This window comes from Amycolatopsis sp. MJM2582 (assembly GCF_000754115.1).
Classification (GTDB): domain Bacteria; phylum Actinomycetota; class Actinomycetes; order Mycobacteriales; family Pseudonocardiaceae; genus Amycolatopsis; species Amycolatopsis japonica.
The window spans coordinates 683,558-704,107 of record NZ_JPLW01000001.1; the positions used below are offsets into that span (position 1 = coordinate 683,558).

The window sequence follows — 20,550 nt, forward strand, 5'->3', positions numbered from 1 at the left end:
CATGGCACCTGTGACCTGTCCGACATCGCCGGGCGAGGCACGCCGATCTCCGGCACGGCCGGGGACGACGCACGTCGGGAGAGAGGGAATCCCTGACCTATGAGCACGAGTGCGAACGGCAACGGCTCCTTGTCGGCCGTCAGGCCCACCGAGGTCGCCAAGCTGGACCGGGTGGTCATCCGGTTCGCCGGCGACTCCGGTGACGGCATGCAGCTGACGGGCGACAGGTTCACCTCGGAAGCGGCCGCTTTCGGCAACGACCTGTCGACCATGCCGAACTTCCCCGCCGAGATCCGCGCGCCACAGGGCACCATCCCGGGCGTCTCGAGCTTCCAGGTGCACTTCGCCGACTACGACATCCTGACCCCGGGCGACCGGCCGGACGTCCTCGTCGCGATGAACCCCGCCGCCCTGAAGGCGAACCTCGCCGACGTCCCGGCGGGCGGGACGATCATCCTCAACACCGACGAGTTCTCCAAGCGGAACCTGGTCAAGGTCGGCTTCGAGAACGACCCCCTCGACGACGACACCCTTTCGGCCTATCAAGTCCACCGGGTCGCCATGTCGACGTTGACCAGGGGCGCGCTCGAAGAGACCGGACTGTCCAAAAAGGACGCCGAACGCGCGAAGAACATGTTCGCGCTCGGGCTGCTCTCCTGGATGTACCACCGGCCGACCGAAGGCACGGAACGGTTCCTGCGCGAGAAGTTCGCCAAGAAGGCAGACATCGCCGAGGCCAACATCCTGGCCTTCCGCGCCGGCTGGAACTACGGGGAGACGACGGAGTCGTTCGCCACGACGTACGAGGTCGCGCCCGCGAAGCTGAACCAGGGCACGTACCGCCAGATCACCGGGAACACCGCGCTGGCGTACGGGCTGGTCGCCGCCGGGCAGCAGTCGGGCCTGCAGATCCTGCTGGGCACGTACCCGATCACCCCGGCCTCGGACATCCTCCACGAGCTGTCCAAGCACAAGAACTACGGAATCCTCACCTTCCAGGCCGAGGACGAGATCGCCGGTATCGGCGCGGCGCTCGGCGCCTCCTACGGCGGCGCGCTGGGCGTCACCTCGACGTCCGGTCCCGGTGTCGCGCTGAAATCCGAGGCCATCGGGCTCGCGGTGATGACCGAACTGCCGCTGGTCGTCGTCGACGTCCAGCGCGGCGGCCCGTCGACCGGTCTGCCGACCAAGACCGAGCAGGCCGATCTGCTGCAGGCGATGTTCGGCCGCAACGGCGAATCGCCGGTGCCGATCGTCGCGCCGCTGTCCCCCGCGGACTGCTTCGACGCGGCGCTGGAGGCCACCCGGATCGCGCTCAAGTACCGCACGCCGGTGTTCCTGCTGTCGGACGGCGCGATCGCGAACGGCTCCGAGCCGTGGCTGATCCCGAACGTCGAGGAGCTGCCGGATCTGCGCGTGGAATTCGCCACCGAGCCGAATGCCGAGGACGGTTCCGGGGAATTCTGGCCGTATGTACGCGACCCCGAGACCCTCGCCCGCGAGTGGGCGCTGCCGGGCACCGCCGGGCTGCAGCATCGCATCGGCGGGCTGGAGAAGGCCGACAAGACCGGCCACATCTCCTACGACCCGGACAACCACGACAAGATGGTCCGGCTGCGCCAGGCGAAGATCGACGGCATCGACGTCCCCGACCTCGTCGTCGACGATCCGAGCGGCGGCAAGGCACGAGTGCTGGCGCTCGGCTGGGGCTCGTCCTACGGACCGATCGGCGCCGCGTGCCGCCGCGTCCGCAAGGACGGCATGCCGATCGCGCAGGCGCATCTGCGCCATCTCAACCCGTTCCCCGGCAACCTCGGCGACGTACTCCGTTCGTACGACACCGTCGTCGTCCCGGAAATGAACCTCGGCCAGCTTTCGATGCTCTTGAGGGCCAAGTATCTCGTCGACGTGAAGTCGTACACGAAGGTCGCCGGGCTGCCCTTCAAGGCCGAAGAGCTGCAAGGCGTCTTCACGGAGATCATCACCAGTACGGAGGGGGCGAAGTGACCGCGATCGACCTGGGGATCCCCACCCTCGGCGGCTTGGACCTTGTGCCGACCGAGACCGAACCGCAGAAGGCCAAGGACTACAAGTCGGACCAGGAGGTCCGCTGGTGCCCCGGCTGCGGTGACTACGTCGTGCTCAACGCCGTGCAGTCGTTCCTGCCGACGCTCGGCCTCAAGCGCGAGAACATCGTGTTCATCTCGGGCATCGGGTGCTCGTCCCGGTTCCCGTACTACCTGAACACCTACGGCATGCACTCGATCCACGGCCGCGCGCCGTCGATCGCGACCGGGCTCGCGACCGCGCGGCCCGATCTGTCGGTGTGGGTCGTCACCGGTGACGGCGACGCGCTGTCCATCGGCGGCAACCACCTGATCCACGCGTTGCGGCGCAACGTGAACATCAAGATCCTGCTGTTCAACAACCGGATCTACGGCCTCACCAAGGGCCAGTACTCGCCGACGTCCGGGCCGGGCATGGTCACGAAGTCCACCCCGATGGGCTCGGTCGACACCCCGTTCAACCCGCTTTCGCTGGCGATCGGCGCCGAGGCGTCGTTCGTGGGCCGCGCACTCGACTCGGACCGCAAGGGCCTGACCGAGGTGCTGGAAGCCGCCGCGAAACACCGCGGATCGGCGCTGGTGGAGATCTACCAGAACTGCCCGATCTTCAACGACGGCGCCTTCGACGTCCTCAAGGACAAGGACGAGGCCGCCACCCGGCTCATCCCGCTGAAGGCGGGCGAGCCGATCAAGTTCGGCCCGCAGGGCGAATACGGCGTCACGCGCGGCAACTGGGCCGGGCTGGAGGTCGGGAAGGTCGCGAACATCGGCGAGGAGAACCTCGTCGTGCACGACCCCACGATCGAGGACACGGCGTACGCGTTCGCGCTTTCGCGGATCGGTGACCAGAACCTGAACCACGTGCCGACCGGCATCCTGCGGCAGGTCGAGCGGCCCACCTACGACGACCAGGCGCGTGCCCAGGTCGCGGAGGCGCAGGCCGCCCGCAAGCCGGATCTGCAGGGTCTGCTGCGCGGCAAGGACACCTGGACCGTCGTGTAGGTCTTCCCTCGAACGCTATGAACGGGCCGTTCCTTGCAAATTTTGCAAGGAACGGCCCGTTCATAGCACTCAGGTGAGGGGCCGGAAGCCCACTCGCTCCGCGTCGGCGGCGGTCCGGAACCAGACCTCCGCGACCATCTTCGGAAACTGCTGCGAGTCCTCGGTGCAGTACCGCAGAGCCGTCACGCTCGCCTTGACCGCGAAGTCGTCGGCCGGACGGCCACCACCCGGCCGCGGCATCGCCGAACCGGGACCGAACGGGCCAGGCGGAACGGACTCGGCCACCGGAGCGGAGACCTGCCGCGCGGGCGGGGGCTCCGGCGCCGGCATCGCGTCGCCCGGCTGGACGGCGGGCTCGAACAGCGAACCGCTCTGCCCACCGGACAGCTCCGGCTCACGGCGTTCGATCGCGCGCATCGACGGCTGGATCGGCTGAGGCGGCTCGAAACCGCCGCGGACCGCGCCCCGCGGCGTGCGTTTGGGCAGCACCTGCGTGGCTTCGGCGGGCGTCTCGGGTTCCGATTCGAGGTGCCCGGCCTTCGCTTCTTCATCCGACCCGAAGGCGTACGCGGGCGGATCGTGGAGCTCCTCTTCCCGCTCGAACCAGTTGGTCTCGACGGGTGCCTGCTCCGTCTCCACGCGCGACGCGGGGCTGAACAGCGACACCGGCTCCGGCTGCGTCTCGGCGCCTTCGGGGTCCAGCTGCATCTCCAGACGGGACCGGTACGGCCCCTCGCCCGGCAACGGCGGCTGGGGCTCGGGTTCCGGCTCCGGTTCGAGGTCCAGCTTCGAAGCGGGCTGGAGATAATCGGTCGCCGCGGCGACGTACGGGTTCTCCGGCTCGGGCGCAGGCTCGGGTTCCGGCTCCGGCAAGGCCGCCGGGATGTACTGCGTCCGCTCGGCCGCGGGCTCCGGCTCCGGGTCGGGTTCGGGCTCAGTCTGCTCCGCCGTGCGGTACTCGGCCTCGTACTCTTCTTCGGGCTCGAAGGTCTGCGTCGCGGCCGGGGTGTGCTCCGGCTCCTCGACAACGTCCTGAACAGGCTCCTCAGCGGGTTCGGTCCACTGCTGCGCGGGCTCCTGCTCGGTGAGCGTCTCGGGGTACGCGGGCTTCGGCTCCTCGACCGCCGCGAACTCCTCGTCCAGATCGTCGTGCGACGGCTTCGTGAGGTACGCGGTCCCGCCGGCGACGGCCGCGGCACCCGCGCCGAGGCTCACCCCGGCGGGCAGCCGGGACTTCTCGGCGTGCGCGGTGGCCAGCGAGCTTTCGAGCTCACGGATGCGCTTGCGCGCCGGGATCACCAGCACCAGCCAGGTGAGCAGCGCGCCGACGACGAACGCCAGCAGACTCCACAGCCAAACCTGTCCGAAAATGGACATCTAACCTGCCCTTTGTCAATGCGTTCGCGCGACCAGGTAGTCGGCGACCGATTCGCAGGCGTCCCGGGCGGGCGACGCGGGCAGCGCCGCGAGCTCGGCACGCGCCCGACGAGCGTAGTCGGAAAGAGTTTCGCGTGCGCGTTCGAGTCCGGACGAGGCCCGCAGCAGGCCGAGGGCCTCGGCGACGAGCTTGTCGTCGGAGATCGGGCCGGACAGCAGCTCGACCAGGCGCGGGTCGGTGGCCGGGTCGGCCAGCGCGTACAGCATGGGCAGCGTGCGGACGCCTTCGCGCAGGTCCGTGCCCTGCGCCTTGCCGAGCTCGTCGGAAGCGGACGCGATGTCGATGACGTCGTCGGAGATCTGGAACGCCGTCCCGATGATGTCGCCGAAGCGGCGAAGCGCGTCGATGTACTCGTCGGGCGCGCCGGACATCATCCCGCCGAACCGGCCGGAGGTGGCGATCAGCGAACCGGTCTTCTGCGCGATGACCGTGAGGTAGTGCTCGACGGCGTCGTCGCCCTCGGCCGGGCCGACCGTCTCGCGCATCTGGCCGGTGACCAGCTCGCCGAAGGTCTCGGCGATGATCCGGGCCGCGTCGGTGCCGAGGTCGGCTACCAGCCGCGAGGCATGCGCGAACAGGAAATCGCCGGTCAGGATGGCGATGGTGTTGTCCCAGCGGGCGTTGACGCTCTCCGCGCCGCGGCGCATCGTCGCCTCGTCCATCACGTCGTCGTGGTACAGCGTCGCGAGGTGCACCAGCTCGACGGCCGCGGCGGCGGTGACCACCTGGTCGCCCTGCTTCGGCCCGAACTGCGAGGCGAGCAGCGTGAACAGCGGACGGAAACGTTTGCCCCCCGCCTCGACCAGGTGCGAAGCGGCGTCCTCGACGGCCTTGACGTCACTGCGGACGACCTCGCGGAGCAGGGTCTCGACATCGGCGAGACCGGTCGCGAGGGTGCGCAGGAGCTGCTCGTCGGCGATCTGGAGCCCCACGGACGCGCGCAGGTCCTCGATGGCACCACCTGGGGCAGGTGAAGACACAGACACGTCGGCTCCGCTCTCTTTGACACCGTTCGGGGTTGGTCCCAGCGTAGTGGCTACCCGCTGAGGCCTGTTGACGTGCTGTCCTGCGGAAACGGTGACGAAGATGACACCCCCGCCGAGTATCCCGCCCGCTCGGGCGCGAACGGGTCAGCGGCGGCGGATCTTGATGTCGTCCATGCAGGTCGCCTTGCCCGCGACGTCGCGATACGGATAGCCCTTGGCGTCCAGCAGTTCCATGACCTTCAACTCGGCCTCGTCGAGTACGTCACGTTCTTCCTCGCCCTGCAGCGTGATGCGGAAGGTGAACGCGCCGAGGTGCGCGCTGTAGGTGAGCAAGCCGTCCTCGGTGAACCCGATCGCCTGATGGTCGCTCAATTCCGCGAGGAGCCGGGCACGGGTGTCGGCGTCGGGGTGGTCGAACTTGCCGTTGACGAGGACGCGGTAGGTCGGCATACGCCCGAATATACAGACCTGTATCCGGATACGAACCCGAATATCCAATGGGTGTCCATGATCCACTGTCGAGTGAAACGACCGTCACGCGCGCAACGGGCGAATCCGACACGCAGATAGTGATGACAAAGGAAGAACGGCCAACCGGCTCGCTCTCCGTCACGTGAGGAGGACGTGGAAATGCGCATCACCATCGCAAGCCGGGCAGGCCTCGTCGGCGCACTGCTGCTGGCAGGTCTCGGCGCCGGGGTGTCTCCGGCCGCCGCTTCGAACCCGGCCGGAGTGGCTTCACTCGGCTCCGCCGCCTTCACCAAGGGCACCTCGGCGCCGATCTCGATCGCCTCGCTCGCCGACTGCGCGGTCGAGGGACCGACCAGCAACTCTTCCGGGGTCGTGACCAGGACCGGGATCACGTTCGGTGGCGGCACGACGACGTGCACGACCACCGTCGTCGACCCCGAAAACGACGTGACCACGACGAAGTCGGAAGCCAAGGGACAGAACTTCGAGCTGTCGGCGCTGGTGTCGTCGAGCGGGCCGCGGATCAAGATCAGGTCCTACTCGGTCAACTGCACGGCGACCCAGACCAGCACGAACGCCAGTTGGACCTACGGCGGCGCGACCGGGCTCGGCACCCTGCCGTCGCCGGTGCCGGTCGGCTACGTCAAGCCGATCACCAAGTCCAACGGCACGCTGCTCGCCGAAGCGATCTTCAACGAGCAGACCTTGCCGGGCGACGGCAGCATCGGGCTGACCATGCTGCGGATCAAGTTCGCCCCGGCCTCGAACATCACCGGCGAAGTGGTCATCGGGCGCACGGCCTGCTCCCCCACTCCGTAAGCCGGCCCGCCGGGAAAGGGGCGTCCGAAACCTGCCGGGCGCCCCTTTTCCATTCTGGCTTATATAAGCCTCTGCTGATACCTTGGCGGCAGCCGAGCAGAGGAGGGCACCGATGGTCGACGTGACCAGCCAGATCGACTCCGTCCAGCGCAAACTGGGCAAACGCGTGATCGAAGCGGGCGAGGCGGTGACGGCGACCGTCAGCCAGGTCTACGACGCCGGCCTCGACGACCTTTGGGACGCCTGCACCAATCCCGAACGCATCCCGCGCTGGTTCCTGCCGGTGAGCGGCGAACTGCGCGTCGGCGGCAAGTACCAGCTCGAAGGCAACGCGGGCGGGACGATCGAACGCTGTGACCCGCCCAAGAGCTTCGCCGCGACCTGGGAGTACGGCGGCGACGTCAGCTGGATCGAACTCCGGCTGAGCCCCGAAGCCGACGGCCGCACCCGGTTCGAACTCGACCACACCGCCGTTCCCAACGAGCACTGGAACCAGTTCGGGCCCGGCGCGGTGGGCATCGGCTGGGACATGATGCTGAACGGGCTCGCGCTCCACCTCGCGTCCGGCGAAGCCGCCGATCCCGAAGCGGCTATGGCCTGGATGACCAGCGAGGAAGGCGTGCGGTTCATGACGCTGAGCAACGAGGCATGGTACGAAGCCGACGTCGCCAATGGGACGGACCCCGCCACCGCCCGCACCCGCGCCGACGCCACCTTGGCCGCTTACACCGCGCCGCCGGAGAGCTGAAGATCTTCGGCGAGTTCCGGGGCGCGAAGCAGGTCGATGAGCTCGTCGTCCGCCCGGAACACGGCGCGGGCTCCCGGCATCCCCGCCTGGCGGAGCATCGCGTGGAGGACGTCGGCGTGCGGCTGGTCGAGCAGGGTCCAGACCATCGCGCGCCGTTTCACCTCGTCCCCCAGTTCGCGCGCGGTCCACCAGGCGAGGACGAGCGCGGTCACCTGGCTGACCGCGGTTTCCCGCCCCCGCGCCAATTGCGCGCGGTTCAGCCCGCACACCTTGATGGTCTGTGCGCCCTTTTCGGTCAGTGCGCGGTAGGTCCCGATCGAGAGCACCAGGAACAGATGCTCCAGCGGATCTTCGGCGGTCGGATCGACGAGCAGGCTGTTGCCGTTGTCGTCCACCGGGAAAAGGTCGCGTTTGTGGTGGCTGTTGCAGTATTCGCAGGCGAGCACGTGATTGAGCCAGTCGAAGGCGCGGCCCGGATTCCTCGCGATCGGCTCGAAATGGTCCACAGTGGACCCAAGGCCGTCTCCGCAGTACATGCAGTAGCCGCGGCCGGCGGCCATGACGTCCAGCCCGGCCCGCAAGGAACGCCGCACGGCACGGGAAACCCGCCAGAGTCGCCGGGCTTCTTTCGTGTCACCGGGAGGGATCCGCGCCGTCAGCTCTTCGAGATCGGCCACCACCTGCCCCGGCAGCGCGATCCGGCGGATCCCGATCACCGATCGTCGGCCTCGAACCGCCTGGCCACCTCGTCGACCCGGCTGGGCGGTGAACTGCTCAGCATGCCGCGCAGGCGTTCCCATTCCCGGACGCCGTTCGCGTCCGCCCGGCCGGACGCCACCTGGAATTCGAGCTCGGCGAGATGCTCCCGCAGTTCGACCGCTTGCGGCGAATAGGGCGTGTCCAAGCCGAAAAGGTCGGACAGCACCGCGTCGTCCCCGGACCCGAACACGACCCGCTCGTACAGCTCCTCGGAGACCACGCGCGGCGGAACCTCTTCGTCGGGCCCGGAAAGCCGGATGAGCCCGCCCGGGTCGGCGGCCTGGCAGACGTAGGGGCTGTGCGTGGTGACGATGAACTGGATGCGCGGGAAATGCGCCTTGAACCACGGCCCCATGCGTTTCTGCCACGACACGTGGAGATGCGCGTCCACCTCGTCGATGATCACGACGCCGGGACTCTCGTGATCGAGGCCGGCGCCGTCGAGTTGCTTGAGGAGGTCGACCACGAGCGCGGTCACCGTGCGGTAGCCGTCGCTCATCTCGCGCAGCGGGAACCGGTCGCCCCGGTACTCGACCCAGAGCCCGTCCGAATCGACGTCCCGGATCCGGTAACCGCCCGGCAGGAGACCGTCCCCGAGGATCTCCAACGCCTTGTCCTTCAGCTCACGCGCGCCCGCTTTTCCTTCCAGGGCACGGAGATGCTGATTGATCAGCCACGTGACCCCCTCGGCGAGCGAGGCGTCTTCGTGGAACAGGCTGGCCATCCGCGCCAACGATCCCGCGCCGCGCATCCACGACTCGGCCTCGCCACTGCCGCCCGCGAGCCGCCGGAACGGTCCATACGCCGCACAGAACGGCTGGCCGGGAGGAAGTCCGGAGATCGGCAGGAGACCGGAGTCGAGCCAGCGGACCTCGACCGGCGCCGGGCCCTCCTCGCGCATCACCGAAAGCTCGATCGACCCGGACGTCTGGTCCGTCGAGATCCAGCTGCCGGCGTCCGACAACAGGCCCCACGCGACGTCCGGCGCCGCCGCGACCGCGATGGCGCGCAGCAACGAGGTCTTGCCCGACCCGTTGCGCCCGGCGAGGACCACCCAGCCGGGGCCGGGCAGCCGGAGGTCGACGGCGCGGGCGCCGCTGAAGCCGCGGATGTTCTCCAGCCGGACCCGCTCGATGTACATGGAGGAAGCTTACGACGGCGTCGGCGTCACCTGGGCCCCCGAAAGTGGGTCGCCATCACGAAATCCATCACAGCGAGCGCCTTGCCGACGTCCAGGTCCGAAACGACCTTCGAGCGGTCCCAGTCCTTGATGCCTCGCTCATGCTCGGGCACGATCCGCAGCCGGACATGCCCGCGGACGTCGATGTTCCCGAGCGGTGAGGCGTAAAGGGCGAATTCGCGGTCGTCCTGCGTACGGAACGTGACCCCAGGGCTCTCGCCGAACGTGATCAGCTGGTGGTCTTTGTAGGTCTTGTTCGGGTCGGCGTGCCATTCCCCCGGAGCGCCGCCGTTCGCGGTGGCCCCGGCCTCGATCTGCAACCGGTGTTTCGGCTCGACGAAGTAGCACGATCCCGGCGTGGCGATCGGCGCGAAGTCCGGGCCGAACGCCATCCGGACCGCGTCACGGAACACCGCGCATTCGACGTTCGGATCTGCGGCGCCGGCGGCGATGACCGCCTCGGCCCCGGTCGGCACTTCGACCTCGACCGCCGGATCGCAGGTCTCACCCTCTTCAGTGGAGACCCAGTCGGCGCAGGCCGCGATCCGGGCACTGTCTTGACCGTCCGGCGGGTAGACGAGGTCGCGGGGCAGTTTCGCGGCGCCCGCGGTGGCGAAGTCGCGGAGGAGGCCGCAGTCCTTGCCTCGACTGGCCCTACCGATCTCGAACGTGATCGCGCGCTCGAAGCTCACCGGCACCGTGATCTCGCAACCATCGAGACCACCCATGCGCCGTGTTTCGGTCTGATAGCCCTTCACCCCGCCCAAGTCGATGACGGTGCCGTCGACCCGATGGAGTACGAGGTGACTCGGGTCCATATCGCGGACCGAGATGAGGTCGTAGCCCCCGCGAAACAGCGAGCACTGCTTCCTGCCGTGCTTGACCTCCGCCTTCCTCTCGACCGGCCGGGTAACGTCTCCCCTTCTGCGGTCGTAGACGGCGAGGTCGATCAACTCGCAGAGATCCAGCGTCGCGAGCGCCGCATCGACGGCCTTCTCGTCGCGATCCGCAGGACGCGGTTGTTTCGGCTGCCATTTCGGAAACTGCGGTGGCGGAGGGGGCGTATCCACGGATTCCGCACAAGCCGTCAGCAGGCCCAGGAGTACTGCGCCGAGAATCACTCTTCGAAACTTCATTACGCAGAGTATGCGAATTCGGCGCGTCTCCTACCAGGTAGAACCCTGTTTTTTAGGGATCATTCACACGATCGGTTTTCACGGATAGTCACTGAGTTGTCCTCGGCTATTCAGCAGGGAACGTGGCTTTATGCAGTCGGGCTCACCGGCCCGGGAACCCTGGTAATCTTCCCGGCGTCGGATTACGCAGGGTGCATCGGGGAGACGCGCCTTGTAGCCACGGGAGGGGCACATGACGACGGTGACTTCGGGGCGGCTTCGGCCATTCAGCGGGGAACGGTTCGGCGCCGCGGGGGTGCATGGCCGTGCCTGAGGGATCGCCGGTCTACGAGCCGGGCCTGCGCTGGAGTGAGGTCGACCGCTTCCGCCCTGCCGGCGGCTCGTACGGAACGCCTGTCGCCGAAGGGGCGGGGTTCAAATACGACGAGGCGACTCTGCATGAGCTGGCGAATGAATGGTCTGACCTGGCCAAAGAGTACAAAGCTGATCTGAATCAGGCGGACTACTTGGTCAAGACGAAGCCCCCTGGAGCGGAGTACGCGAGCGGAAACAACGCCGACGTCACTCAACAATCCGGCGCAGCCCTCAGGGACGCACTCACCCAGCGCATCGCCTACTGCGAGAACATGGCGCGCAAGTACTTGACCGCACTCGGCAAGTACACCGCCGCGGACGCGCACGCCGCCACGGTCATCAATCACCAGCCGAAGGGCATCTTGTGATGCGACGCTCCGTCCTTCTCGTCGGTATTGCCGCACTTGCGCTCGCCGGGTGCTCGCCAACGACGACCGATGGCACTCCCACTCCCACGAATGGTGGCAAGAGCTCAGGTCCTTCAAGCTCTTCTCAGGTGCCTGACCCTGATGTTCCCAAGGTCGCGAATCCGCTCACCCTGACGCAGGTCAAGCAAGCACCTTGCAACGCTCTATCCGAAATACAGGCTAGTGAGCTCCTCGGCCCCGGCGCCGCACCGAAGGAACGTCTAGATGGCACGGCGGGCCCTTCCTGCATGTGGTCCATTCCCTCCACCTCCCGCCCGCTGATTGACGTGATCTTCGGCCGGTCTCCCGACGGAGGTACCGCAAGTGTTTACAAAGCCAAAGGGGCTACCTACAAGCTCGTCGAACCGCTCTCGCCGGTCGACGGCTACCCACTGACCGTCTACGGCGTGACCGACGAACGCCCCTCAGGCAAGTGCTCGGTGGCGCTTGGAGCGAGCGATACCGAAACCGTCGGAATCGTGGTGGAGCAGTCCGAGGCCAACATCGGCAAGAAGGACCCCTGCGACGCTGCCCGTGAAGCCGCGATCAGGGTCCTGACCACCATCCGAGGGAGCAACTGATGGTCGCCGAAGGACCGCTCACCGCGACCCAGATCTACGAACAGATCACCAAGGGCGAGGGCACTGGCTCGCTCTCCGATGCCCAGCGGGCAGCCCATGAGCTGACCCGACGGCACCATGAACGGGCACAGCGTCTCGCCGCCCTCACCCAGAAGACTCTGGCGGGTTGGCAGGGTGGGGCCAGCATGGCCGCGGTCGACGCGACGATGCCGGTCGTCGAAGCGGCGGCGGACGACGTGGCGCATCTGACGCGGGCCCAGACCGCCATCAGCTCCCAGATGGACGCGTTCGGTACGGCCAAGAACTCGGTCAAACCGGTTCCGCCCGAGCAGCCCGCGCCGACGGCCGACGACGTCAAGGCCGTCATGAGTGGCAGCCTGATCGGCTACTGGAGCAGGGTTCAGGGATACCAGGCCGACAGCCAGCACAACATCGACACCTTCGCGTCCTACCATTCGGCCAGCACCGCCAACGGCGACGAGCTGCCTGCTCAGTACGCGCAGCTCACCGATCCCGGCGGCAGCGTCACTCTGGACGAGGGCGGCGCTGGGAAGCCCACGGTGAGGGGATTCGGCGACGGCTCCGACGGACGCGAGCACGGTACTGGCGAGCCCTACCGAGGACCGAGCGGACCCAGTGGCCCCAGCGGTCCCAGCACACCGAGTGGGCCCAGCGGGCCGAGCGCCCCAGCGCCCGACAGCGGCCCCCAGCCAGGACAAGGGCCCCAGCCTGGCCAGTACCCGGGCCCGCACCAGCCCGGCGCGCAGCAGCCGGACGACGGGACCCGCGCGAATTCGTACACGCCGCCCCAGACCACGCCGGTCGTACCGCCGGCGGCGAACCTCGACTTCGGGCCGACCGGCAAGCCGAGCCCCACGTACAACACGCCCGGCGCGTTCCCTCCCGGGTACGGACCCGTGACGAGCGGGCCCGGCGTCTACGGTCCCGGGGGCAGGCCGCCGGGTGCGACAGGCAGGCCCGTCGGGACAGGTCAGCAGCCCGGCATGGGCGGCCGTAGCGGTGCCGGGATGCCCGGCGAGGGCATGGCCGGCCGCGGCACGACGGGGGCGGCGGGCGCCGCCGGTCGTGGTGGAGCGAACGGCATGCCGATGGGAGCGGGCGCGGGGCGCGGCGGGAAGGGCGAGGAGGACAAGGAGAAGAAGGCTCCGGCCTACCTCCAGAACCCGGATCCCGACGAGACCTTCGGCGGCTACATCGAAAAGCCGACGCCGCCGGTGATCGGCGAGAAGAAGAAGTAGCACCACAGTCCCAGGGGAGGGAGGCACGTGGTGCTCGCGCGCCCGGTCGAGATCACGCTCGACACACTGTTGACCGCGTTCCGTCACGCCGGTTGCGGAGATCCGCATCTGATCTTCGCGGGCGGGCTGCGGTACATCCCGCCGTCGTCGCGAAACGGCGAAGACCGGGCGGCGTTCGAGGAGCTCGGCGGGCTCGGGTTCACCGAGGGCAAGCGGCTGACCAGCGACTTCGAGGACGTCCTGCACATACTCGACCGGCCGAACACCGAGTACTACGCGACGGTCCGCACGGAGACGGAGCAGTACAGCGTGCTTGTCGCCGTGCGCGGGCGCGCCGCGGTGACGGCGATCTGCGAAGGAAACCGGGTGTGGCTGAAAGGCGTGCGGACCGCCGACCGCGCGGCCGCGCTCGTGATGAACCTGCCCGAGTACCCGCCCGCGCGATTCTCCCCGTTCTCCTTACCCCAAGACGATTTCAACGGCGTCGGCGGCAACGACCTCTACGACGAGCCCGCGTCTCGGAGCCGGGAAGCCCGGCAACTGGACGAGGTGTTCGAGCAGCCCTATTTCGGTGTCGGGTTCTTCGCCGCGGCTATGCGTCCTGACAGGGGAAGACGCACGGAGGCCACGGACGACCTGACGTATCTCGACCTCGAGGCCGGCCGGGTGGCCATGCACGTGAGCGGCTCTCCCCGGAACCGGTACATCACCGTCCTCCCCGGTGAACCCGCGTTACTGGCGCAAAAGGTCGCCGCGCTGCGAGCGAGCCTCGACCACTGACTCGATCAGGCGCACCGACCGGGCGGGATCCAGCGCGACAGCGTCCACAGTGGACTGGAAGTAGGGTGCGACATCGCAGCGCCGGTGCAGGAACAGCCCGGTTCCTCGGTGTTTCAAGTAGACCAGCGGCCGCGCGGGACCGAATTCCAGGAGAACGTAGTCGCCACCGGGATACGCTCCGGCGGTGAAGGGGATGACCCGGAGTTCGACGGTGGGCCGTTCGGCCACCTCGATGAGATGTTGGAGCTGATTCGTCATCACTCTCGGCCCACCGACCTGGCGGCGCAGCACCGCTTCGTCGAGGTAAGCGGCAAGCCTCTTCTGGCCCAGCACCGCGAAAGAAGAGTTCGTAGCCCTCGCGTAGGCAGGTGTTCGGAGCGGCTCAGGAACCAGCGTGGTCCCGAAAGCGACGATCTTGGTGGCCTCCTTTCCGTACTGCACAAGCGTTTCCCGCTGAACGGCCAAGTCGGCGAACCACCAGGGTCCGTTGTCGCGGGCCAACGAGAGCAAAGCCTCCCGACGCTCCCCCGTGACTTGATAGACCGCGAGCAGCGCGGACACCTCCTCGGCGGATGCCGCACGCAGGCCGGTTTCGATCCGGCTGATCGTCGACTGGGACCATGCCAGTTTGTCTGCCACTTCGATCGCGGCCAGTTTGGCGGCCTTCCGCGCGACACGAAGTGCCTCGGCGAGCGCTCTCGCCTGGGGTGTGGGCTTCGGCTTCGGCATCGCGAGCAACCTGCCCGATGCGCCCCGGCAAGTCATTCCCCGAGGCGGGCGACCTCGCGAACAGCCCCCGAAATAGCGGTGAAGTCCTTCTTCAGCAGCGCCCCATGGTTGCTTTCGACCTTCGCGCTCACCTTGATGTTCGGGTTGCGAGCGGTCACCGCGTCGAGCCCGGCGCGGATCTGTTCCTGCTCGTCCCCCTTGCTGCCGAAGGAGGTTCCCGACGCGACCACGTACCGCATCGGGACCTTCACCCGGTCGAGCACCGGTCCCAATTCCGACTCCCGCGAGAGCTTGCCGAGTTCGATGTTGCTCTCCGCCTGCTGGGCAGCGCTCATCCGCGGCGTCAGGCCGGTCGGGCGCAGCAACGGCATGATCAGGTTGAGCCGCTTGAACATCTTCCTGATCCGCTGTTCCATGGCGTCGTCCAGCCAGTCGTACGGGAACGCGCCGTCGACGAGCACCGCGCCGATGGTCCGCTCCGGGTTCCGGGCGGCCCAGTGAGCGGCGACGACCGCGCCGTAGGACCAGCCCACCACGATGGCCCGCTCCACGCCGCGGGCCGCGAGGACGGCGTCGACGTCGCGGACGGCGGCCTCGAAGGAGTAGTCGGCCGAACGCCGCGACTTGCCGCGGGCGCGCTCGTCGTAGGTGATGTGGCGGAAGTCCGTGCCCAGGTCGGCGAGGATCCGCCGCCAGTAACCCTGGGCCGCGAACTGGCCGTTGGGGATGCCGGGGCCGAGGTCCGGCCTGACGTCGCCCTGACACGAAAAAGCCCCCTCACGACAGCGAGGGGGCCTTTCGCGAACCAGGACTACTTGAGGGCGAAACCGCCGGAGCCCGCCCAGTCGAGGGCGAACGCCGGGAGCAGCCCCAGCACCAGCGTGACGATGACGCCGAGCGTGATCGCCGTGGTGGTGAACGCGCCGGGCACGGTGACGGTCGGACCGTCGGGCGCCGGCTCGGAGAAGTACATCAGCACGATCACCCGCAGGTAGAAGAACGCGGCGACGGCGCTGAAGATCAGGGCGACGACGACCAGCGGCGCCATCCCGTCGGACAGGGCCGCCGAGAACACCACGAACTTGCCGACGAAGCCACTGGTCAGCGGGATACCGGCCAGCGCCAGCAGCAGGAAGGTGAACACGCCCGCCAGCACCGGAGACCGCTTCGCCAGGCCCGCCCAGGCGGACAGGTGCGTCGCCTCGCCGTTCGAGTCCCGCACCAGCGAGACGACACCGAACGCGGCGAGCGTGGTGAAGCCGTAGGCCAGCAGGTAGAACAGCGTGCTCGACAGGCCTTCCTCGGTCATCGCGATGGCACCGACGAGCAGGAAGCCGGCGTGCGCGATGGACGAGTAGGCGATCATGCGCTTCACGTCGGTCTGCGTCAGGCCCAGCACCGCGCCGATCAGCATCGAGATGATCGCGACGGCCCAGAGCACGCCGCGCCATTCCCAGCTGGTCGACTCGAACGCCACCTGGAACACCCGCAGGATCCCGCCGAACGCGGCGACCTTGGTGCAGGCGCCCATGAACGCGGTGACCGGCGTCGGCGCGCCCTGGTAGACGTCCGGGGTCCAGGTGTGGAAGGGACCGACCGAGCCCTTGAACAGCAGGCCGACCGCGAGCAGCCCGAGCCCGGCGAACAGCAGTGTGTCCGACCGGTCCGAACCGGCGGCGGCGTTGGCGATGTCCGACAGCTTCACGGAGTTCGCGTAGCCGTAGAGCAGCGCGAGACCGTAGAGGAAGAACGCCGATGAGAACGCGCCGAGCAGGAAGTACTTGACCGCCGACTCCTGCGAGAGCAGGCGACGGCGACGGGCCAGACCGCACATGAGGTACAGCGGCAGGCTCAGCACTTCGAGCGCGATGAACATGGTGAGCAGGTCGTTGGCCGCGACGAACGCCATCATGCCGCCGAGCGCGAACAGCGTCAGCGGGAAGACCTCGGTCTGCATACCGGTGGTGCCGACCTGCGCGCGGTCCTGGACCGTGCCCGGACGGATACCGGCCTGCGCGACGAACGCGCCACCCGGCTCGACCGAGCGGTCCGCGATCAGCAGCAGCGCACCCAGCGCGAGCGCCAGCAGCGTGCCCCACAGGAACAGCGACGGCCGGTCGACGGCGATGGCGCCGCTGAAGGTCGTGACGCCGCCTTTCGGCGCGGAAGTGCTGGCGTACCAGGCGAGGAAGACGCCCGCCGCCCCGATCCCGACCAGGGACAGGAAGACCTGCGACGGCCACCGCATGTGCTTGGGCAAGAAGGCTTCGAGCAGCACGCTGACACACGCGGCCCCGAGGATGATCAGGATCGGCGTGACGGCGAAGTAGTCGATCGACGGCACCTGCACCGGTGGCGCCTGAGTCAAGAAGAGCACGGTTTACTTGCCTCCCTGCACGGACGACATCGTCGCCTGCACCGACGGGGTGATCGTGTCGAGCACCGGCTTGGGATAGAACCCGAGCGCGATGATCAGCACGACCATCGGCGCCAGGATCGCGATCTCCCGGCCGCCGAGGTCCTTGATGGCTTTGGTGGCACCGAGTTCCGGAGCCATGGCCGTGCCGGGCCCGCCACCGGCGCCGATCAGGGCGTCACCGCGGACGGGGCCCTGCATGACGCGCTGGTAGAGCCAGAGCACGTAAGCCGCGGCCAGCACCATGCCGACCGTCGCGATGATCGTGTACACCGGGTAGTCCACAAAGGACCCCAGCAGCACCAGGAACTCACTGATGAAGGAGTTCGTGCCGGGCAGGGACAAAGTGGACAGACCGGCGATGAGCAGCATCCCGCCGAGCAGCGGGGTCACCTTCGCCATGCCGCCGTAGTCGGAGATCCTGGTGGATCCGCCGCGCATCACGATCAGGCCGACGACCACGATCAGCATGCCGGTGGCGAGGCTGTGGTTCAGCATGTACGACACCGAGCCGACCATCGCCTGCTCGTTGAAGGTGAAGATGCCCAGTGCGATGAAGCCGAAGTGGGCGATCGACACGTACGCGATGAAGCGCTTCATGTCGCGCTGCCCGGCCGCGAGGATCGATCCATAAAGGACACCCGCGACGGCGAGCACCAGCACCCACGGCGCGAGTTCCTTGCTGGCGTCGGGGAACATCGGGAGGCAGTAGCGCAGGAACCCGAACGTGCCGACCTTGTCCAGCACACCGACCAGCAGGACCGCGACGCCGATGGGCGCCTGGCCCGCGGCGTCCGGCAGCCAGGTGTGGAACGGCACCAGCGGGGCCTTGATCGCGAACGCGAGGAAGAACCCGAGGAACAGCCAGATCTGCGTGCCCAGCGGGGCGTCGCGGACGACCGTGACGAGGGTTTCCCAGTCGAAGCTGCCCTTGCCGAGCTTGTCCGACGCGAGCGAGTACGCCCCGATCGCCGAGGCCAGCATGATCAGGCCGCCGAGGAACGAGTACAGGAAGAACTTGACCGCCGCGTACTGCCGGTTCGCTCCGCCGTAGCCGCCGATCAGGAAGTACATCGGGATCAGCATGATCTCGAACAGCACGTAGAACAGGAAGACGTCGGTCGCGGCGAACACCGCGATGGTCAACGCCTCCTGCACCAGGATCAGCGACAGGAACCCGCCCGCCGAGCGCCCGGCCGGGAGCTTGTCGGTCAGGCCCAGCGCGCCGACCACGATCGGCACCAGCAGGCCGATGACTGCGATCATCACCAGCGCGATGCCGTCGATGCCGAACGAGATGTGTATGCCGAAGTTCGGGATCCAGTCCATCGAGGACTTCTGCTGGATGCGGTCTCCCGAAGGCGTGTAGCTCGCCCACATCGGGATCACCAGCAGGAACGTCAGAAGCGACACCACGAGCGCGGTGAGCGTCGCGAGCCTGTCGTTCTTCTTCATCCCCGCGACGACCGCGGCGCCGACCAGCGGCAGCAGGATGGTTGCGAGTACCCAGGTCATGCGAACCTCACCAGCAGAAGTGCCGCCAGAAGCAGGAATGTGCCGCCCAGCATGGACAGTGCGTACGAGCGGACGAAGCCGGTCTGCAGGCGGCGCAGGCGCCCGGATCCGCCGCCGAGCGCGGCGGCGAGGCCGTTGACGGCGCCGTCGACGCCGCGGTTGTCCACGTAGACCAGCGCCCTGGCGAGCCAGGTGCCCGGGCGGGCGACCAGCGTCTCGTTCAGGGTGTTGCCGTAGAGGTCGTTGCGCGCGGCCTTGACCACGGCCGAGACCCGCTCGGGGCGTTCCACCGGAACGTCCTTACGGCCGACGAAGAGCCACGCCGCCGCCGCGCCGAGCACCGACAGCGCCACGGTGAGGATCGGCACCAGCGCGTGCGGGATGACACTGTGGCCACCCTCTTCGAGCGGGCCGACCACCGGCGAGAGCCATTCGGCGAACCGGTCGCCGAGGGCGAAGAACGCACCGGCGCCGACCGAACCGACGGCCAGGATGATCATCGGCCACTTCATCACCGCGGGCGATTCGTGCGGGTGGAAGTCGCGGCCGTCGCTGGACTTGATCTCCTTCCAGCGTTCCTTGCCGAAGAAGGTCATCACCATCAGGCGGGTCATGTAGAACGCGGTGAGGCCGGCGCCGAGCAGTGCCGCGCCGCCCATCACCCAGCCGCGCCAGCCGCCCTGCGACAGCGCCGCTTCGATGATCGCGTCCTTGGTGAAGAAGCCCGAGAGCGGCGGGATGCCGATCAGCGCCAGGTAGCCGAGGGCGAAGGTCCAGAAGGTGACCGGCAAGTGCTTGCGCAGCCCGCCGAACTTCCGCATGTCGACCTCGTCGTTCATGGCGTGCATGACCGAACCGGCCCCGAGGAACAGCCCGGCCTTGAAGAAACCGTGCGCCACCAGGTGCATGATGCCGAGCGCGTAGGCGATCGGCCCGAGGCCGACGGCGAGCATCATGTACCCGATCTGGCTGACCGTGGAGTACGCCAGGACCTTCTTGATGTCGTCGTAGGCGCAACCGATGATGCACCCGATCAGCAGCGTGACCGTGCCGACGAGGGTGACGATCAGGCGGCCGTCCGCGGTGGCGTTGAAGATCTCGTGCGCGCGGGCGACCAGGTAGACGCCGGCGGTGACCATCGTCGCCGCGTGGATGAGGGCCGAGACCGGGGTCGGGCCCTCCATCGCGTCGGGAAGCCAGGCCTGCAGCGGGAACTGGCCGGACTTACCGCAGGCGCCCAGCAGCAGGAGGATCGCGATCGCGGTGACCGCACCGGTGGGGATCTGGCCGACGGCGCCGAAGACCTCGGCGTAGCCGGTGCTCCCGACGTACTTGAACATCAGGAAGATCGCCAGCGCGAGCCCGACGTCACCGACGCGGTTCATCAGGAACGCCTTCTTCGCCGCGGTGGCCGCGGACGGGCGGTCCTGGTACCAGCCGATGAGCAGATACGACGCGAGGCCCACGCCCTCCCAGCCGAGGTACAGCGTCACGAAGCTGTTGCCCAGCACCAGGATCAGCATCGAGGCGACGAACAGGTTGAGGTACGCGAAGAACCTCGACCGGTCTCGATCCTCGGACATGTAGCCGATCGAGTAGAAGTGGATCAGCATGCCGACGCCGGTGATGAGCAGCACGAACGTCAGCGACAGCGCGTCGATCCGCAGCCCGAAGTCGACCTGCAGCGCCGAAACCGGGATCCACGAGAACAGCTTGACGTCGGCGGTGGCCTTGGTGTCGGCGGTGAAGAACAGGATCAGGCCGTACACGAAGGACAGTGAGACGGTCGCGCTGCCGAGGAGGTGTCCCCAGCCCCTGGCCCGCTTACCCGCCAGCAAAAGAATGAGGGCGCCGAGAGCCGGGAAGGCCACCAGCAGCCACGATGATGCGGTCACTCTCGGTGC

19 protein-coding genes are annotated in these 20,550 nt (G+C 68.0%); 8 read left to right on the plus strand and 11 right to left on the minus strand.

Annotated features, from left to right (window positions below; genetic code table 11):
* Positions 1-99: 99 nt before the first annotated feature.
* Complete coding sequence (locus tag ED92_RS03345) at positions 100-2,007, plus strand: 2-oxoacid:acceptor oxidoreductase subunit alpha (RefSeq protein ID WP_037332873.1); 1,908 nt, start codon at positions 100-102, stop codon at positions 2,005-2,007.
* Positions 2,004-3,068 carry a 2-oxoacid:ferredoxin oxidoreductase subunit beta gene (locus ED92_RS03350; RefSeq protein ID WP_037332875.1) on the plus strand — a complete coding sequence of 355 codons (1,065 nt, stop codon included), beginning with the start codon at positions 2,004-2,006 and terminating at the stop codon, positions 3,066-3,068. Before ED92_RS03345 ends, ED92_RS03350 begins: the two co-directional genes overlap by 4 nt.
* Positions 3,069-3,137: 69 nt before the next feature.
* On the opposite strand, the gene ED92_RS03355 is transcribed toward ED92_RS03350, so the two are convergent.
* The 3 genes from ED92_RS03355 to ED92_RS03365 form a co-directional block, all read right to left on the minus strand.
* On the minus strand, positions 3,138-4,445 hold the full coding sequence (locus tag ED92_RS03355) for a LapA family protein (RefSeq protein WP_037332877.1): 1,308 nt from the start codon (positions 4,443-4,445) through the stop codon (positions 3,138-3,140).
* A 15-nt stretch (positions 4,446-4,460) separates the two neighbouring features.
* A complete protein-coding gene (locus tag ED92_RS03360) occupies positions 4,461-5,486 on the minus strand; it encodes a polyprenyl synthetase family protein (protein WP_037332881.1) in 1,026 nt (341 codons plus the stop codon).
* A gap of 150 nt (positions 5,487-5,636) precedes the next feature.
* A complete protein-coding gene (locus ED92_RS03365; RefSeq protein ID WP_037332883.1) occupies positions 5,637-5,942 on the minus strand; it encodes a DUF6204 family protein in 306 nt (101 codons plus the stop codon).
* A gap of 180 nt (positions 5,943-6,122) precedes the next feature.
* On the opposite strand from ED92_RS03365, the gene ED92_RS03370 reads away from it, so the two are divergent.
* Both ED92_RS03370 and ED92_RS03375 read left to right on the plus strand, forming a co-directional pair.
* Complete coding sequence (locus ED92_RS03370) at positions 6,123-6,782, plus strand: hypothetical protein (protein ID WP_037332885.1); 660 nt, start codon at positions 6,123-6,125, stop codon at positions 6,780-6,782.
* A 112-nt stretch (positions 6,783-6,894) separates the two neighbouring features.
* Positions 6,895-7,530, plus strand: a complete 636-nt coding sequence (locus ED92_RS03375; RefSeq protein ID WP_037332889.1) for an SRPBCC family protein — start codon at positions 6,895-6,897, stop codon at positions 7,528-7,530.
* On the opposite strand, the gene ED92_RS03380 is transcribed toward ED92_RS03375, so the two are convergent.
* Genes ED92_RS03380 through ED92_RS03390 form a run of 3 tightly spaced genes read right to left on the minus strand, consistent with a single transcriptional unit; the run spans position 7,506 to position 10,605 of the window.
* On the minus strand, positions 7,506-8,246 hold the full coding sequence (locus ED92_RS03380; RefSeq protein WP_037332891.1) for an HNH endonuclease: 741 nt from the start codon (positions 8,244-8,246) through the stop codon (positions 7,506-7,508). The genes ED92_RS03375 and ED92_RS03380 overlap by 25 nt on opposite strands.
* On the minus strand, positions 8,243-9,430 hold the full coding sequence (locus ED92_RS03385; RefSeq protein WP_037332894.1) for an AAA family ATPase: 1,188 nt from the start codon (positions 9,428-9,430) through the stop codon (positions 8,243-8,245). Before ED92_RS03385 ends, ED92_RS03380 begins: the two co-directional genes overlap by 4 nt.
* A 26-nt stretch (positions 9,431-9,456) precedes the next feature.
* Positions 9,457-10,605: a hypothetical protein gene (locus tag ED92_RS03390; protein ID WP_235213185.1), complete on the minus strand. Its 1,149-nt coding sequence runs from the start codon at positions 10,603-10,605 to the stop codon at positions 9,457-9,459.
* 299 nt (positions 10,606-10,904) lie between these two features.
* Between ED92_RS03390 and ED92_RS03395 the strand changes: the two genes are divergently transcribed.
* Genes ED92_RS03395 through ED92_RS03410 form a run of 4 tightly spaced genes read left to right on the plus strand, consistent with a single transcriptional unit; the run spans position 10,905 to position 13,986 of the window.
* Positions 10,905-11,327: a hypothetical protein gene (locus ED92_RS03395; protein WP_037332898.1), complete on the plus strand. Its 423-nt coding sequence runs from the start codon at positions 10,905-10,907 to the stop codon at positions 11,325-11,327.
* The gene (locus ED92_RS03400) at positions 11,327-11,947 is read left to right on the plus strand and encodes a DUF3558 domain-containing protein (RefSeq protein WP_037335918.1); all 621 of its coding nucleotides are present in this window, start codon (positions 11,327-11,329) and stop codon (positions 11,945-11,947) included. The genes ED92_RS03395 and ED92_RS03400 overlap by 1 nt, the downstream gene beginning before the upstream one ends.
* Positions 11,947-13,206 (plus strand): PPE domain-containing protein, encoded by a 1,260-nt coding sequence (locus ED92_RS03405; protein ID WP_037332900.1) that lies wholly within the window; start codon positions 11,947-11,949, stop codon positions 13,204-13,206. The genes ED92_RS03400 and ED92_RS03405 overlap by 1 nt, the downstream gene beginning before the upstream one ends.
* A 27-nt stretch (positions 13,207-13,233) precedes the next feature.
* Positions 13,234-13,986 carry an ESX secretion-associated protein EspG gene (locus tag ED92_RS03410; RefSeq protein ID WP_037332902.1) on the plus strand — a complete coding sequence of 251 codons (753 nt, stop codon included), beginning with the start codon at positions 13,234-13,236 and terminating at the stop codon, positions 13,984-13,986.
* On the opposite strand, the gene ED92_RS03415 is transcribed toward ED92_RS03410, so the two are convergent.
* Genes ED92_RS03415 through nuoL form a run of 5 tightly spaced genes read right to left on the minus strand, consistent with a single transcriptional unit; the run spans position 13,939 to position 20,541 of the window.
* Positions 13,939-14,715 carry a helix-turn-helix transcriptional regulator gene (locus tag ED92_RS03415; RefSeq protein WP_037335919.1) on the minus strand — a complete coding sequence of 259 codons (777 nt, stop codon included), beginning with the start codon at positions 14,713-14,715 and terminating at the stop codon, positions 13,939-13,941. The genes ED92_RS03410 and ED92_RS03415 overlap by 48 nt on opposite strands.
* Before the next feature lie 32 nt (positions 14,716-14,747).
* A complete protein-coding gene (locus tag ED92_RS03420) occupies positions 14,748-15,560 on the minus strand; it encodes an alpha/beta fold hydrolase (RefSeq protein WP_235213231.1) in 813 nt (270 codons plus the stop codon).
* Positions 15,527-17,092, minus strand: a complete 1,566-nt coding sequence (gene nuoN / locus ED92_RS03425; protein ID WP_037332903.1) for an NADH-quinone oxidoreductase subunit NuoN — start codon at positions 17,090-17,092, stop codon at positions 15,527-15,529. Before nuoN ends, ED92_RS03420 begins: the two co-directional genes overlap by 34 nt.
* Before the next feature lie 3 nt (positions 17,093-17,095).
* On the minus strand, positions 17,096-18,646 hold the full coding sequence (locus ED92_RS03430) for an NADH-quinone oxidoreductase subunit M (protein ID WP_037332906.1): 1,551 nt from the start codon (positions 18,644-18,646) through the stop codon (positions 17,096-17,098).
* Complete coding sequence (gene nuoL, locus ED92_RS03435; RefSeq protein ID WP_037332909.1) at positions 18,643-20,541, minus strand: NADH-quinone oxidoreductase subunit L; 1,899 nt, start codon at positions 20,539-20,541, stop codon at positions 18,643-18,645. The genes ED92_RS03430 and nuoL overlap by 4 nt, the downstream gene beginning before the upstream one ends.
* Positions 20,542-20,550: the final 9 nt, after the last annotated feature.

What these genes read in the sequence shown, in the direction of transcription:
- ED92_RS03355 (WP_037332877.1), bottom strand. Translation starts at nt 4,445, where the DNA reads ATGTCCATTTTCGGACAGGTTTGGCTGTGGAGTCTGCTGGCGTTCGTC.
- ED92_RS03385 (WP_037332894.1), bottom strand. Translation starts at nt 9,430, where the DNA reads ATGTACATCGAGCGGGTCCGGCTGGAGAACATCCGCGGCTTCAGCGGC.
- ED92_RS03365 (WP_037332883.1), bottom strand. Translation starts at nt 5,942, where the DNA reads ATGCCGACCTACCGCGTCCTCGTCAACGGCAAGTTCGACCACCCCGAC.
- ED92_RS03400 (WP_037335918.1), top strand. Translation starts at nt 11,327, where the DNA reads ATGCGACGCTCCGTCCTTCTCGTCGGTATTGCCGCACTTGCGCTCGCC.
- ED92_RS03415 (WP_037335919.1), bottom strand. Translation starts at nt 14,715, where the DNA reads ATGCCGAAGCCGAAGCCCACACCCCAGGCGAGAGCGCTCGCCGAGGCA.
- ED92_RS03345 (WP_037332873.1), top strand. Translation starts at nt 100, where the DNA reads ATGAGCACGAGTGCGAACGGCAACGGCTCCTTGTCGGCCGTCAGGCCC.
- ED92_RS03405 (WP_037332900.1), top strand. Translation starts at nt 11,947, where the DNA reads ATGGTCGCCGAAGGACCGCTCACCGCGACCCAGATCTACGAACAGATC.
- ED92_RS03390 (WP_235213185.1), bottom strand. Translation starts at nt 10,605, where the DNA reads ATGAAGTTTCGAAGAGTGATTCTCGGCGCAGTACTCCTGGGCCTGCTG.
- ED92_RS03370 (WP_037332885.1), top strand. Translation starts at nt 6,123, where the DNA reads ATGCGCATCACCATCGCAAGCCGGGCAGGCCTCGTCGGCGCACTGCTG.
- ED92_RS03375 (WP_037332889.1), top strand. Translation starts at nt 6,895, where the DNA reads ATGGTCGACGTGACCAGCCAGATCGACTCCGTCCAGCGCAAACTGGGC.
- ED92_RS03430 (WP_037332906.1), bottom strand. Translation starts at nt 18,646, where the DNA reads ATGACCTGGGTACTCGCAACCATCCTGCTGCCGCTGGTCGGCGCCGCG.
- ED92_RS03395 (WP_037332898.1), top strand. Translation starts at nt 10,905, where the DNA reads ATGGCCGTGCCTGAGGGATCGCCGGTCTACGAGCCGGGCCTGCGCTGG.